Annotated in this window: 18 protein-coding genes and 1 tRNA gene; 9 read left to right on the top strand and 10 right to left on the bottom strand. The window is 62.3% G+C overall.

Features of this window, described 5'->3' with window-relative positions; translation table 11 throughout:
- Window positions 1-23: 23 nt before the first annotated feature.
- On the bottom strand, window positions 24-365 hold the full coding sequence (locus tag GLL_RS03520) for a hypothetical protein (protein WP_011140678.1): 342 nt from the start codon (window positions 363-365) through the stop codon (window positions 24-26).
- A gap of 103 nt (window positions 366-468) precedes the next feature.
- On the opposite strand from GLL_RS03520, the gene GLL_RS03515 reads away from it, so the two are divergent.
- Entirely contained in the window at window positions 469-1,389 is a 921-nt protein-coding gene (locus GLL_RS03515) for an ABC transporter ATP-binding protein (protein ID WP_011140677.1), read from the top strand.
- The gene (locus GLL_RS03510; protein WP_011140676.1) at window positions 1,386-2,177 is read left to right on the top strand and encodes an ABC transporter permease; all 792 of its coding nucleotides are present in this window, start codon (window positions 1,386-1,388) and stop codon (window positions 2,175-2,177) included. The genes GLL_RS03515 and GLL_RS03510 overlap by 4 nt, the downstream gene beginning before the upstream one ends.
- 185 nt (window positions 2,178-2,362) lie before the next feature.
- Here GLL_RS03510 and GLL_RS23610 read toward each other — a convergent pair whose 3' ends face one another.
- Together GLL_RS23610 and GLL_RS03500 are read right to left on the bottom strand one after the other, a co-directional pair.
- Window positions 2,363-2,770, bottom strand: coding sequence for a pentapeptide repeat-containing protein (locus GLL_RS23610; protein WP_407920011.1), 408 nt, complete (start codon window positions 2,768-2,770; stop codon window positions 2,363-2,365).
- A 249-nt stretch (window positions 2,771-3,019) separates the two neighbouring features.
- A complete protein-coding gene (locus GLL_RS03500; RefSeq protein ID WP_011140674.1) occupies window positions 3,020-3,550 on the bottom strand; it encodes a hypothetical protein in 531 nt (176 codons plus the stop codon).
- Window positions 3,551-3,643: 93 nt separating this feature from the next.
- On the opposite strand from GLL_RS03500, the gene GLL_RS03495 reads away from it, so the two are divergent.
- The 3 genes from GLL_RS03495 (at window position 3,644) to GLL_RS03485 (ending at window position 5,764) form a co-directional block, all read left to right on the top strand.
- A complete protein-coding gene (locus GLL_RS03495; protein WP_011140673.1) occupies window positions 3,644-4,258 on the top strand; it encodes a TetR/AcrR family transcriptional regulator in 615 nt (204 codons plus the stop codon).
- Window positions 4,259-4,359: 101 nt separating this feature from the next.
- Complete coding sequence (locus GLL_RS03490; RefSeq protein WP_164928568.1) at window positions 4,360-4,860, top strand: carboxymuconolactone decarboxylase family protein; 501 nt, start codon at window positions 4,360-4,362, stop codon at window positions 4,858-4,860.
- Window position 4,861: 1 nt separating this feature from the next.
- Window positions 4,862-5,764, top strand: coding sequence for an RNA polymerase sigma-70 factor (locus tag GLL_RS03485; protein ID WP_011140671.1), 903 nt, complete (start codon window positions 4,862-4,864; stop codon window positions 5,762-5,764).
- An 86-nt stretch (window positions 5,765-5,850) separates the two neighbouring features.
- Here the strand turns inward: GLL_RS03485 and GLL_RS03480 are convergent, their stop codons facing one another.
- The 4 genes from GLL_RS03480 to GLL_RS03465 all read right to left on the bottom strand — a co-directional run bounded on the left by GLL_RS03480 (window position 5,851) and on the right by GLL_RS03465 (window position 8,763).
- The gene (locus GLL_RS03480) at window positions 5,851-6,579 is read right to left on the bottom strand and encodes a TIGR04283 family arsenosugar biosynthesis glycosyltransferase (RefSeq protein WP_011140670.1); all 729 of its coding nucleotides are present in this window, start codon (window positions 6,577-6,579) and stop codon (window positions 5,851-5,853) included.
- Between the two features lie 56 nt (window positions 6,580-6,635).
- Complete coding sequence (locus GLL_RS03475; RefSeq protein ID WP_011140669.1) at window positions 6,636-6,968, bottom strand: TerB family tellurite resistance protein; 333 nt, start codon at window positions 6,966-6,968, stop codon at window positions 6,636-6,638.
- Between the two features lie 81 nt (window positions 6,969-7,049).
- Window positions 7,050-7,580, bottom strand: a complete 531-nt coding sequence (gene mog / locus GLL_RS03470) for a molybdopterin adenylyltransferase (protein WP_011140668.1) — start codon at window positions 7,578-7,580, stop codon at window positions 7,050-7,052.
- 22 nt (window positions 7,581-7,602) lie between these two features.
- Window positions 7,603-8,763 (bottom strand): serine/threonine-protein kinase, encoded by a 1,161-nt coding sequence (locus GLL_RS03465; RefSeq protein WP_011140667.1) that lies wholly within the window; start codon window positions 8,761-8,763, stop codon window positions 7,603-7,605.
- Window positions 8,764-8,927: 164 nt separating this feature from the next.
- Between GLL_RS03465 and GLL_RS03460 the strand changes: the two genes are divergently transcribed.
- From GLL_RS03460 to GLL_RS03450, 3 genes are all read left to right on the top strand, one after another.
- A complete protein-coding gene (locus GLL_RS03460; RefSeq protein ID WP_164928567.1) occupies window positions 8,928-9,341 on the top strand; it encodes a DUF3119 family protein in 414 nt (137 codons plus the stop codon).
- Window positions 9,338-9,955, top strand: a complete 618-nt coding sequence (plsY, locus tag GLL_RS03455) for a glycerol-3-phosphate 1-O-acyltransferase PlsY (protein WP_011140665.1) — start codon at window positions 9,338-9,340, stop codon at window positions 9,953-9,955. Before GLL_RS03460 ends, plsY begins: the two co-directional genes overlap by 4 nt.
- A gap of 130 nt (window positions 9,956-10,085) precedes the next feature.
- The gene (locus GLL_RS03450; protein WP_011140664.1) at window positions 10,086-10,337 is read left to right on the top strand and encodes a hypothetical protein; all 252 of its coding nucleotides are present in this window, start codon (window positions 10,086-10,088) and stop codon (window positions 10,335-10,337) included.
- A 7-nt stretch (window positions 10,338-10,344) separates the two neighbouring features.
- Here the strand turns inward: GLL_RS03450 and GLL_RS03445 are convergent, their stop codons facing one another.
- Window positions 10,345-11,499 (bottom strand): hypothetical protein, encoded by a 1,155-nt coding sequence (locus tag GLL_RS03445; protein WP_011140663.1) that lies wholly within the window; start codon window positions 11,497-11,499, stop codon window positions 10,345-10,347.
- A 112-nt stretch (window positions 11,500-11,611) separates the two neighbouring features.
- Here GLL_RS03445 and GLL_RS03440 point away from each other — a divergent pair.
- Window positions 11,612-11,684, top strand: a tRNA-Pro gene (locus tag GLL_RS03440).
- Between the two features lie 30 nt (window positions 11,685-11,714).
- Here the strand turns inward: GLL_RS03440 and GLL_RS03435 are convergent.
- Together GLL_RS03435 and GLL_RS03430 are read right to left on the bottom strand one after the other, a co-directional pair.
- Window positions 11,715-12,251: a general stress protein gene (locus GLL_RS03435; RefSeq protein WP_011140662.1), complete on the bottom strand. Its 537-nt coding sequence runs from the start codon at window positions 12,249-12,251 to the stop codon at window positions 11,715-11,717.
- Between the two features lie 104 nt (window positions 12,252-12,355).
- Window positions 12,356-13,288 carry a phosphate/phosphite/phosphonate ABC transporter substrate-binding protein gene (locus tag GLL_RS03430; protein WP_011140661.1) on the bottom strand — a complete coding sequence of 311 codons (933 nt, stop codon included), beginning with the start codon at window positions 13,286-13,288 and terminating at the stop codon, window positions 12,356-12,358.
- Window positions 13,289-13,317: the final 29 nt, after the last annotated feature.

The following is a 13,317-nucleotide window of genomic DNA, read 5'->3' as shown; positions in this document are numbered from 1 at the left end:
CAGCACACCCACAAGCGGGGATTTCAGTCGTAGATGCCCTGGACGGTGTCGCTTTTGACCTTCAGGTCGTAGCCGCCGGGGACGCGCTTGGCCACCAGCACACCGGTCTTGCCGGCGTTGGATACGGTCGCCTCCCATGTCTCGGGCGAGTCGGAGACCTGGCGAAAGCCGCGAATGTCGCAGCCGGAGCCCATGGCTGCCTGGGCGTAGGCCGCCGCCGCCTGCAGCAGATCTTCGGGGGTAGGCTGGGTGTTGAGCGATTCCGGGGTCAGCTGGTAACCCAGGTCTTCTCCCTGGGACTGGATTTCCTGGGCAGGATTGGCCACTTCTTTTTGTTCGGGTTTGGGCGGTTCTGAGAATGTCATCTTGCTTATCCGATGCGCATCGACAGTCTCACGCTACCGGCTGGGCGAAGCCGCCGCAATCCGCCCCGGGGAGGAGTCGGGCCGGTGTTAGCCTGGAGACGCCGTGCAAAGCTCGACGCGCGTGGATCTCGTTGCCCAGCAACTACAAAAGCAATACGGCGATCGCGCGGTGGTGCGCGGCGTCAGTTTCGCCCTGCACCCCGGCGAGATCCTGGGCCTGTTGGGTCCCAACGGTGCCGGTAAAAGCACCACCCTGGGTATGCTCTACGGACTGGTAGTGCCCACGGCCGGCCAGGCGACGTTAGGACCCTTCGATGTGCGCCGCCAGGGCCGTGAGGCACGGCGGCTGATGGGCGTGGTCATGCAGGAAAACAACCTTGACCCGGACTTCGACGTGTTGGGCAATCTGCTCACCTTTGCCCGCTACTACCGTTTGGGCGCCGGCGAAGCGCGCGAGCGGGCGATGGCTTTGCTCGCACAGATGGGCCTGACCGAGCGCGCCAAAGATTCGACTGAGGCTCTCTCCGGGGGCATGAAGCGGCGATTGGTACTCGCCCGGGCGCTCATCAACGACCCGAAGGTGGTCTTCCTCGACGAACCGACCACGGGCCTCGACCCCGACGCCCGGCAGGATTTTTGGCGGCTGGTGGCCGGGCTGCGCGCCGCCGGGCGCGGTGTGCTCCTGACCACCCATTACATGGACGAGGCCGAAAGGCTGTGCGATCGGTTGCTGTTGATGAAAGAAGGCCAGGTGGTGGGCGAGGGCGAACCGCGCACGGTGATCGCCCGGGAGGTGGGTCATGAGGTGGCCGAGGTCGAAGGGGTCGATCCCCGGCTGCTGACGGATCTGGCGGCGCGCTCGGGCAGCTGGACACGCCCGTTTGGAGGGAGCACCCTGGTGCCGCTACCGGCGGACGGCGAAGCCCTCTGGCAGGCGATTGTCGAACTGAAGCCCGCCCGGCTCACCCGCAGGCGGGCCAATTTAGAAGATGTCTTCTTGCAGCTGACCGGAGGGAGACTGTGAAAGCACTCGCAACTGCCGCCGCCGTCTCACCGTGGGGAGTCTACTCGGTCTGGCGCCGCCACGCGGATGTCTATCGGATCACGTGGCTCTCCAACTTGCTGCCGCCGATGAGCGAGCCGATTCTGTATCTGTTTGCCTTCGGTGCCGGGCTCGGTCCCATGATTGGTTCGTTCGAGTACCTGGGCAGCACGCTCACCTATGCGCAGTTTCTGGGTCCGGGGATGATCGCGGTGGCGGTGTTGTTCCAGTCGTTTTTTGAAGGGGCCTACGCCAGTTTTATTCGTCTGAGTTTCCAGAAGACCTGGCAGGCATTGCTCACGGCACCCTTGAGCTATACCGACGTGTTTTTGGGCGATTGGCTGTGGGCGACCACCAAGGGGGTCATCGGGGGATCCGCCACCGGGCTGGTGGTCGTGCTGCTGGGGCTCTATCCGCCGGTGGGGCTGCTCTATTCGCTGCCGGTGATGGTGCTGGGCGGCATGCTCTTCGGCGCCTGCGGTCTGGTGACGGCGGGTACGGTGCGGATTATCGACCAGGTCAATTTGCCGACGTTTTTGTTCATCATCCCGATGTTTGCCTTGAGCGGGACGTATTTTCCGCGCACCAACCTGCCGGGGGTGAGCCGCTACTTTGCCGAAATTTTGCCCTTGGCGCCGGTGGTCGATTTTCTGCGCTGGCCCTACGGGTTACCCAGCTACTGGCCCTGGCAACTCGTGGGGCTCGTCGTGCTGATTGCCGTCGCCGGAAGCTGGGCTTGGTGGGCAATCCGGCAGCGCATTTATTTGTGAAGCAGTGATTGCTACCTGCGGCCATCCAGGTCGAAATGGCGCCATAGCAAATCTCGATTGAGCCTGACGGTTTCGGTCGCTTTATCAAGAGTGAGAATGGCATAGCCGTCGATATTCAGCAGTCGTTGTACCACTGCTAATTATTGTCTAGACTTCTAGTCTCGTGATTCGAAATAAAAATTGGCTCAACGGTAAGGGCATACGCCAGGACTGGTGGCAGGCGGACGGCAAATAGTACCATCTGGGAGGATGGCCCCTATGGTGCTCCTGGCAAGACCGCCAGCCCTGGCAAAATCCGTATTGGACAAATCAGCTCCGGTAAGATCGGCATTGGAAAGGGTCATCCCAGCCATTGTCGCCCCACGCAAGCTCGCACCACCGAGTTGACAGTTGAAGCATCCCACGCCTGTAAGGTTAGCTCCTTCGATCTTCGCCCCGCGTAAGTCGGCTCCGTTCAACAATGCACCTGTCAGATCACTGCCCCGAAGGTTTACCGCCCGAAGGCTTGCAAAACTCAGATCCACGCCGCTCAAATCCATATTGCTTAGATTTGCACCAGCCAAGTTACACGAGACGCACTGGCGAGAGCGCATTAATTCGGCAACGGCGGCTTTGCCTACTGGGCCACCCTTTGTTTGAGCCAACATGGGACAGGAAACCGGACCTGAGATTGCAAATACAAGCAATACTGCAGCAGGTGTCGAGATTACTCTGAACGAAACTCTTGACATTTCGTACCCACAAAGCGCTCAAGAACAGGTTATTTCTTCAACGGCGGCAAGTCAATACTATGATTGCCTGCCTTTCCCGGGTGACCCTGTCAGCTATCTGCATTATCGTCTTCAACGAATTCGACACCTCGCAGTACGCCCGATGAACGGCAGCAGCTCAAATTCCTGGCGAATATCGAGCAGCGTGCGAGCCAGCAGCGGTTCGAATTGTAGAAACGGCACAAAACGTTGCCGCCTGCGATTTCTCAACCACAGAGCTGTTAGTTCGGGTACCAACTTTGGAAATTCGACAAATATCGAGCTATACAACCACAGCGTCCCGTGCTGTTTGATCAAATCGCCGTACATGATCGCAACCGCTGGGCCGATTGTAGGATCTCGAAGCGTGCGCAAATGATCGCTGAAGTGATAATCGCTGGTCCACCAGGTCAAAGGCAACAACTTCAGTTCGTCGTACATGCCCGTGTCGCACCCATACACCACATGCGATACGTCGTGGGCCAGGATGATCCGGGCGAACGCCTCATTAAGCTCCCTCGGGTCGGTAAGATTCGGGTAGGCGGCGTAGTACTCCTTAAGCCCCTCCCGCAGCGTCTGGGTGCTGCCTTTGTCCAGGTAAAGCGGGCGGGCCTTGCCGTCCATAAGCTCTCCTTGCCACTCGAATAATAAAGATACGATACAGTATCGTAAATCGAGATCTGCTGGTCAAGTGCCCGCCGGTGCTTGGGGGAAGGTATGCTTTCTGGGGTGAGCGCCGAGAACGAACAGACCAAAAATCCACCGGGCCGACCGCGCAGTTCGCGGGCCGACCAGGCTATTCTTGGAGCGGCGGCCGAACTGTTGGCGGAGGTCGGCTACCAGGCGATGAGCATCGAAGCCGTTGCCCTTCGCGCCGGGGTGAGCAAGCCGACCATCTACCGGCGGTACGCCTCCAAGGAAGAACTGGTCGCCGATGCCATCGAGACGTTGCGCCAGGAAGTGGCGATCCCGGATACCGGCAGCCTGCAGACGGACATCGACAGCTTGCTGGCAGAAGCGATTCAGATGGTGCAGACCCCGCTTGCCCGCCAGACGATGGCAATGATTATCAGTTCGGCGACGAGCAGTCCCCAGTTCGCCCGCATCTACGCGACAAAGTACTTGATGCCCCGCCGCGAAGCTTTCGGCGCCATCCTGGAGCGCGCCAAAGCCAGAAATGAGATCCGTGCGGCCACCGACAACGATCTGTTCTTCGACTTCGTAAGCGGGATCATGTTCCACGCATTGATTTTCGAACCCACAGCAGAGCCCTACGAGGCTTACATCCGGCGGGCCGTGCGATTTCTGCTGGGTGGCGCCGCTGTCCGATGATCGACCACATCGGTATCGCTCAGAGCGATTCCAGGCCACCTGTCACATCCGGACCCGCCGTTTCGTCTTGTTTATACAAGCGATACAACCGGAGCTTCCAGATGGACAACCGCCTTGCCTTTGAGAACATCGAACCTGCCGCCTACCGCGCCCTGCTGGGGCTGGGAAGTTACGTCGAAAGCAGCGGCCTCGACCCGAAGGTCCTGGATCTGATCAAGATTCGCGCCTCCCAACTGAACGGCTGCGCCTTTTGCCTCGACATGCACACGACCGAGGCTAGAAAAGCCGGAGAGGCGGAGCAACGCCTCCACGCCCTCGCCGCCTGGCGGGAAGCACCGTTTTTCTCCCCAACCGAACGCGCCGCGTTGGCCTTCGGCGAAGCGCTCACCCAGATGGCCCAGGAACGTATCGCCGATGCTGTGTACACGGAACTGGCCCAGCATTTTTCACAGGAGGATGCAGGCAAACTCCTGATGGCCGTTATCGCCATCAATGCCTGGAATCGGCTGGCCGTTGCCACGGGCCTGGTTGCGGGCACCCAGGAGCAACACTTTCGCCAACTGCGACAAAGGGGCATCCTGGCGGGTGAGGCGGTGAAGTAGCATGGCCGCACAAAGGACAGCCATGGATGATCTGGAGACTTTCCAGCAGCATCGGGGAATGCTGTTCGCAATCGCCTACCGGATGCTCGGCACCGTCGCGGACGCCGAGGACATGGTGCAGGAGACATTCTTGCGCTGGCAGCAAGCATCCGCAGCAGGGGTGCAATCGCAAAAGTCTTACCTGGCCGCCGTCGTCACTCGCCTCAGTATCGACCACCTGCGCTCCGCCCGCGTTCGGCGCGAGCAGTATGTGGGACCGTGGCTGCCGGAACCGCTCGCGCAGACGGCCGCCGATCCGCTTCAGCAAAGCGAACTGGCCGATTCGCTGTCGATGGCGTTTCTGGTGCTGCTCGAAAGCCTTTCGCCGCTGGAGCGGGCGGTGTTCTTGCTCAGCGAGGTCTTCGAGTACGACCACGCTGAGATTGCCCGGATCGTGGATAAAAGCCCGGCCAACTGCCGCCAGATCCTCAGACGTGCCCGACGGCATCTGGCCGAGCGGCAGCCGCGCTTTCGATCGTCGCGCCCGCACAGCGAAAAGCTGGTGGCCCGGTTCCTCCAGGCCTGCTCCGGCGGGGATCTTGAAGGGCTGCTCGCGGTACTCGCCCCGGAGGTTACCCTGGTCGGGGATGGCGGCGGCAAAGTGGCAGCCACGATCCGGCCCCTGCAGGGAGCTGCCCGGGTGGCGCGGTTCTTCGTGGCCCTCAGGCGGCGGGTGGGCCACTTCACGCTCATGCCGACGGTGATCAACGGCCAGTCGGGGATCGCCTTTCTTGTCGCCGGAAATCTGCAGAGCGCCATGACTTTCGACATCACCGAAGCGGGTATCCAGACCATCTACAGCGTCCGCAATCCCGAGAAGCTGCAGCGGTTTGCCCAATCGCTGGGCATGCCGCTACCTCCCTGAGGTCGCGCCGCGAGATCGACAAACTCCGCCCGCACCGATCCTGCGGCGATCTGCAGCCTGGCCACAGTCGTTACCCATCGACTACCTCAGCGAATATCGGCATAAAAGCGCTTCAGATAGGCGGGCGAGGCGCCCAGACCCCACAAAAAACCAATGTACATGTAGACGGCCGTAGCCTTGAACGATCCCCAGCGGACCACACGCCGATCTGAAGAGTGCACCACCCGGTTTATTTGACGGATGCGGCCAAAGCGCACCATTTTCAAGCACAGATCTGCCTCTTCCAAGATCACCATTTTCGGGTCGAAGCCGCCGCACTCCAGAAACTGCGAACGGCGGCAGAAGATGACCTGATCACCAAACAGCAGCCGCAACCCTTTGAAGAACAGCCGCGGCCGAAACAGCAGCGGCGCGTAATAGGTTTTGAGGTAGTTGTGCAGCGAAATGCCCCAGCGGGTCGTCTCAGGCCCCGCCATCAGCGATACGAACCCGGCGCAGGCGGTACCCGGATCGGCCAGGGTACGCATCATTACTTCCACACAGTCGTCCGGAACCAACGTATCGGCGTGTAGAAAACACAAGATATCGCCGGTGGCAGCTTCCCCCCCCAGGTTCATCTGCACCGCCCGCCCTCGAGGACTCTCCAGCACCCGCAACCCGAAGGCACGGGCGACAGCGGCGGTCCCGTCGGCGCTGCCGCCGTCGACCACCAAAATCTCATGGGCAGGCGGGTCGAGCGCTTTTAGCAGCCGCAGAGTTCGACCGAGATTGGTCGCTTCGTTGAGTGCCGGAATCACAATCGAAACGCGAGACATGCACCATCTTCCGGGACCGGCACCGCCGACCCTAGCACAGGGCTCGGCCTGCCGCTTCAAGCACCTGGATTCGGCACCCGAAAAGCGGCTTCAATTTGATCGAGCATTGTCTGCTCCTCGGCGCTGCGCTCGCCGTCCACGGCGGACATCGAGGCGGCGGCTTTGAGTAGAGCAGTGCGGGCCTCGGGGCTTTGCACCTTGACGAGTAGTTCTTCGAAGCTGTCCTCTTTGACCATCAGCGTCTCGATGCTCAGCTCGTCGCGCAGGCCCATCGAACGACTGGCAAGCCCGATGGCGAGGCGTTCGTCCTCCTTGAGATAGCCGTCCGCCATCGCCACGCGCACCATGATCTTCAGGCAGGCCAATGCTTCCGGTTGGGTGATCTTCATCGCTTCTCCTTTGCTGGAAATCGCCGCGCCGCGGCAAGCCGGGCGCTTCCTCCATCAGAGATCCGACCGGTACCATTTGTCCTAAGACCTGGGACGGAAAGCGCGGATGATTTCGGGGTTGGTCTCCAGATAGGGGCCGCCGATCAGATCGATGCAGTAGGGCACCGCCGGAAAAACCGCCTCCAGGCACTCGCGAATCGACTTGGGCTTGCCGGGCAGGTTGACAATCAGGGCACCGCCGCGGATGCCGGCGGTTTGCCTCGAAAGGATGGCCGTGGGCACGTACTTGAGCGAGACGGCGCGCATCAGTTCGCCAAAACCCGGCAGCATCTTTTCGCAGACCGCCTCGGTGGCTTCAGGGGTGACGTCGCGGAGCGCCGGGCCGGTGCCGCCGGTGGTGACCACCAGGCAGCAACCTGCTTCGTCGATCAGGCAAATGAGTTCCGCTTCGATGAGCGCGCGCTCGTCGCCGATCAGCCGGTAGACCGGCTGCCAGGCACTCAGCAAAAAGCTATTTAAAGTCTCGACGATGGCCGGGCCGGAGAGATCCTCGTAGACACCGGCGCTCGCCCGGTCGGAGGCGGTGAGGATGCCGATTTTGATGGCGCTCATGGTCGCATTTGGAACGGTCGAGTCAATCGTCGCACTTTCGGCGGCCCGTCTTCAGGGCGAGGGCCGCCGCGAGCAGGCCCACACCCAGCCGGATGCGTCCCGGCAGCTTCTCAAGTCGATCGAGCGCCTGCGAACGCCAGCGCTCCATGCGCTCGCGCAGCACCGGCCAGGCGGCGGCAAGGGCGGCCCCGAGCGCTTCATCGGAAGCGGGCGGGGGCGCTTCGCGCTCAGGGGCGACCGGCGCGGGGGCGGCTTTGAGCAGCTCGTCCTGCAGCCTCTGGCTCAACTCCTGCATCGAGGCGGGGCGGCGGGCGGGCTCTTTTTCGAGGCAAGCCATCACAACGGCGGCCACTCGGGGGGGAATCGCTTGGCCGACCGCCAGTCTGGGGAGGGGAACAGGGCTTTCGTGGTTATGGGCCTGGTACCAGCCCGCGAAAGAGTGGGTCTTCGGCTGCAGAGGCAACTGGCCGGTGAGCATCTGATAGAGCACGATGCCCAGCGAATAGATGTCCGAGCGCGCGTCGAGTTCTTCACCGCGCAACTGCTCGGGAGAAGCATAGTCGCAGGTACCGACAAAACCCATATTGGTGCCCATGGCGATGGTCACATCGCTCACCGCCTTGGCGATGCCGAAGTCGAGTACCTTGGTAGTCTCGCCCACCAGAGCGCGGTCGATCACAAAAATGTTGCTGGGTTTGATGTCCCGGTGCACCACCCCGGTAATTTGCCGCCCCCCCAGGTGGGTGCGCACACCGTGGGCGTACTGAAGACTCTCGCAAATTTGCACCGCCAGGCGGACGGTGCGCTCAGGGGAAAGCGGCCCTTCGGCGCTCACCAGTTCTTTCAGGCTGCGACCCCTGGGGGCCGCCCCCAGGTACTCCATCACCAGATAAGGCTGCGGACCGTCCAGACCGTAGTCGCTCACCGCGATGATGCCGTGCTGGCCGCCCAGCAGGGCGCACAGTTGGGCCTCCTGCTCGAAGCGACGGCGCAATTGCTCGAAAAGCCGGTCATCGACGTTGAGATTCTGCTGCAGGAGCTTGACGGCAACGGCCTTATCCCCGAGGCGCGTATCGACAGCTTCGTAAACTTTGCCCATGCCGCCGCCGTCGATATAGCGCGTCAGGCGGTAACGCCCGTCGATGAGTGCACCTATCGAAATCGGTTGGGTCAACGATTCCATCGCGTCCGCCCTCGCATCAAGTCAAGGCCGCTTGCATCGCTTCAGTGGGGTGGCCGGTGGTCCTGCCCCCCGACTGGAAGGCGTCTAGGGAAGTTCCCCAACCGCACGAGGGGGCTTCCCCCAGGCGCGGTACGATGGGGACGGCCCTGCGCAGCGCACCGCCCGTGGACCGCCTCCGCTCCAATGACCCGTTCGCGCCCCCCGAGACGAGCAAGATCGTCGTCGCCCCGCGCCCCTGGCTGAGCCTGGCGGTGAGCGCCCTGGGCGTTCTGGCGACCGGCTGGGTGCTTGGGGTGGGAGTGGCTTTGATCGTATTTGGGCTTTTTCTCGGCTTTCAGACGGTCACCGTGCGCATTGTCTTTGGGGCGGAAGCCTTTGAAGTCTGGCAGTACCGCCGCCGGGTGGTGAGCTTCCCGTATAACGAATGGCTCAGCTGGCGGGTGTTCTGGCCGGGAGTGCCGATTTTGTTTTACTTTCGCGAGGTCTACAGCCCCCACTTCATCCCGATGCTCTTCAGCCACCGCCAACTGGTGGCGGGCCTCCAAAAATTCTTGCCGCCTGCGGTGCAACGGCGATGAACTGGCCCCTGGCGCTCGGCATCTGGGCGGCCTCCTACCTGGCCGGATCGCTGCCGGCGGGGTATCTGGCCGGCCGCCGGCTCAAAAATATCGACATCCGCGAATTCGGCTCCGGTTCGACCGGGGCTACCAACGTGCTGCGTACCCTGGGCCGGGGACCGGCGGCGGCAGTACTGCTGTTCGACGTCTTCAAGGGGCTTTTTGCCGTCTGGCTTGCCCGTACTCTGGCAGGCGGCGAAGACGCCGGGGCCTGGATCGTACTGGGAGCCGGCCTCGCGGCCATCGTCGGCCATAGTTGGCCGGTGTGGCTCGCCTTTCGGGGGGGCAAGTCGGTGGCGGTGAGCGTCGGTCTGCTGCTGGGCATGCACTGGCCGGTGGCGCTCACCGTGGCCGCCGTCTGGGGCGTCTGCTTCGCTGTGACCCGCATCGTCTCGTTCGCTTCCATAGTCGCCGCCGCCGCCACCCCCCTGTGCTTTTATCTGTGGCGGGCACCGCTGCCGTTTACCCTGTTCGGTCTTTTGGGCGGTATCTATATCGTCTGGCGCCACCGCGGCAATATCGAGCGGTTGCTCCAGGGCACCGAACCCAAAATCGGCGACCCGGCTGCACACTGAGCAGCGGCGGGTTCTTCCCCAAATCTTCACAATTAATTCTTAATCTGTTGCCCAGGGGTGCAGGAATTCTGACGGTGCGACACGGCCGCTCAGGGCTACCCCCTTCCGCAACCTCCGAGAGCTACCCCAAATGCCGACAATCCACTACAAAGGCTGGACCATCCGCGTGTACCCGGTGGCCGATGGCACCTTGGCCGAACTGACCGATCCGCAGGGCCGCACCTACCATGAACCGCGGATCCTGGTCTCGACACCGGAGCAAGCGAGCTTTTACGCCAAAAAGTGTATCAACTGGCTAAGCACTGCCGCTGCCCGCAAAGGCCGGCCCTCGGCCGCCAAGGAGACTGCCCGCCCCCAGGAGGCAGTGGGCAAGACCGGCTAAAAGCGATTTACCGGGCGGCCCCCAGCCCTGTGTCCGCCCGGTAGATCGTACTCGTCTGCGGATCCGGCAAAGCAAGGTAATAGATATACGGTCCCTGGGCGGTGATGAATACTTCCGGATCTTTGCGCACTTTGAGGGTCGTATCGCTTACCTGCCGGTAGAAGGGCGCATCCGGCTCGATACCCGCCATCCAGATATCGGTCGGCACAGTGCGGCTATTTTGATCGCGGCTGGTTGAAGTCACCATGAAAATGTAGGACTTGCCGTTGTGCACAAACACTTCCGGCGACCAGAGATACTGGCCCGCCGCGGGCGGCTTGAGCGTGTTGATCTTCGTCCAGGTGCCTTCGATTTTGCGGTATACCCCGATCGAGGTCTCGTCGGTCAGCGTAAAAAACACGTACTCATCGTCGAACTCCGGGGCCTGCCACATGAGGATATTGAATTTTTGGCCGGCGTCGTCAGTGAGCTGTTCGAGTTGTCGGCTATCGACGTCGTAGCGAAACGCCTGTCGGCCCCGGCCGGCTTTGCCGATGAAGACCAGTTCGCGCCTGCCGGGTACCCAGCGTCCGCCCGGCGGCAGGGCATTGGGAACCTCTACCTCGGAGGCGGCATCGTCGAGTTCGCGCCAGAGGGTCACCTGCTTGCCGGCACTGTTGCGTCCGACATAGGAAAGCCTGGGGGCCGGATCCCGGCGGTCCTGGCTGCCGATGGGAAAGGTGCGGTTCTCGCCGTTTTCGATGATCCCGCCCGCCCAGCCCGAGCCGTTCTCCTGGGCGCGGGCGACGGCAATGCGGCCGTTGGTTCCGTACTTGGTGTAGACGATTTGGGGACCGGCGGCGGTGTAAACCCACTCAGGACCGTTGCCGGAGACGGCGACCGGCACCGCGCCGGTGTCCACCAGAGTGTTGTTGCCGGCAGGCGGCAAAAAATCGCCCGTGGCCGGATCGACCGTGCCGATCCAGACGTTGCCCTTGTCGTCGTTCCAGGTGAAGCGCGCGAATTGTTGGTCGAATTCCGGATCGACCACTGCGCTCGGACCGGAGACCAGCACATCGGTCGGCCCGGTCTGGGCGGCGGCGGGCAGGGACAGGTGCCAGGCCCCTGCAAAGCTCAGGGGAGCCAGAAGGGTCAAGGCACACACACACAGCTTTTTATGCATGGAAGGATCCAAAAACGTAGAATCGTTTGAGCATAAAGTATTGCTATCACAACCGGGAAGGGGCGGCAGTCGCCAGGGCGACGTTCGTTCTGGCTATAGTGGTCTGGTCTGCCGGGATGTGGCGCAGGTGGTAGCGCGCGGAGTTTGGGACTCTGAGGTCGCAGGTTCGAATCCTGTCATCCCGATAGCTGTCAGGACACCTGACAAAGCGAAAATCAGGCTATCGCTTCCGCTGTGGCCAGGCCGGCCGCTGCGAGCGCCTGCTCGGCCCGCGCGCGGTCTTCCTCGCCGCCGGTGACCAGCACCAAAAATTTGCCCGCCTGGATGTCGCTGTCGTATTTGATCGCCTTGCCCTCGGGGATGCCCAGGCCGACCAACGCCCCCACCAGACCGCCCGCCGCCGCACCGCCCGCCGCGCCCAACAGCAATCCTTCGAGCCAACCGGCCAGTACCCCGGCGATGGGGCCTGCAATGACCACCTGGCCGACGCCGGGAATAAACAGCACCCCCGCCCCCACCAGAATGCCGAAGAGCCCTCCGAAGAAGCCGCCCCAGTAACCCGCCGAAATCGCCCCTTCTTTGGCGGTGTCCCGCCAGGTCACAAAGCCGCGCACCTGCTGGGTAGTCCGGTAGTCCTTGCCGATAATCGAGATCTTGTGCATGTCGAAACCGGCCTTCTCAAGGGCCAGCACGGCGGCTTCCGCGTCATCGTGGCTCGCAAAGGTGCCCACTACCGCGTGCTCATCTGCCATGGCAATGTTCTCCGTATACTTATATATCAAGTCTTGCTCTGCAATTTTAGATCATGGCCCTGCGCCCGGCCGGGTTGTTTATAAATCGCAGCGAAACCTCCGCACTAGCGGCTTTGCTGTTTAAAAAGCCGGGCAGGTTTGAGCTGGGCTGCATTGGGAGTATCAGGAAAGATTGAGCGCACCCGCTCGACGACCGAAAAGAGATAGCCGTAGTCGGGTAGGGGAGCGTTCGGGATAAAACCGGCCTCCTGGGCGAGAATGCCCGGAGTTTCGCGGAGGATTTTGCGCAGTTGTTCCTGGCGGTTGCGCTCGATGGCAGGGCTGACCAGCAGAGCGCCGGTTGGTACTACGTGGGAGTCGGCCGCCAGAATGCGAAAGGCTGCCCCGGCAATCTGGGCAGCCTGTTGATCGAACTCTTCTTTTGAGAGGGCGCCTGCGGCCGCTTTGCCGGAGGCGACCCACTCCAGCACCATCCTCGGGGTGGGGGCGAACATCAGTTCTGAGAGGGTGAGCCCGTAGAGGTTGTAGAGCGGAAAGTAATACCCGGTGATCGAGCCGACCTGGCCGAGGGCGACCGGCCGGTCGGCCAGATCGGCGATGGCGCGCACGGGGCTGTCTTTGCGCACCACCAAAATCGAGCGGCGGTTGTTGACGCCCTGCAGCGGAAAGAGCGGCTCGTACTGGGCCTGTTGGATGGCGAGGGCCGTCAGCCCCGGGGAGGCGAACACCAGCGACCAGGAGCGGCTGCGGATGCGCTCCAGGGCGCGCTGCTCGTTGTAGGCGGGTTCGACTTCGACGACGCTCTGGGTCTGTTGGGCCAGATAGTCCTTGAAACGCGCGTAGCGATCGAGGGTCTGCTGGCCCTCGTCGTAGCTGACGGTGCCGAGGGTGAGTTTGCCCATGCGTTCCACCGGCGCCTCGGAGCAGCCTGCTACCAGCCACAGCGGCAACAGCCACAGCAGCCACCACCGCCGCGACGGGGAGCTTTGGGTCGCTGCGCGGCTTTTTGCTTTGGAGTTGTTGTACAGCATTGCCATGGTAAGGCGCCCTGCGGCGCAGCCCGGGA

Origin of the sequence: Gloeobacter violaceus PCC 7421 (assembly GCF_000011385.1) — a bacterium.
GTDB lineage: Bacteria > Cyanobacteriota > Cyanobacteriia > Gloeobacterales > Gloeobacteraceae > Gloeobacter > Gloeobacter violaceus.
This window is presented reverse-complemented; position numbering and strand designations above follow the sequence as displayed.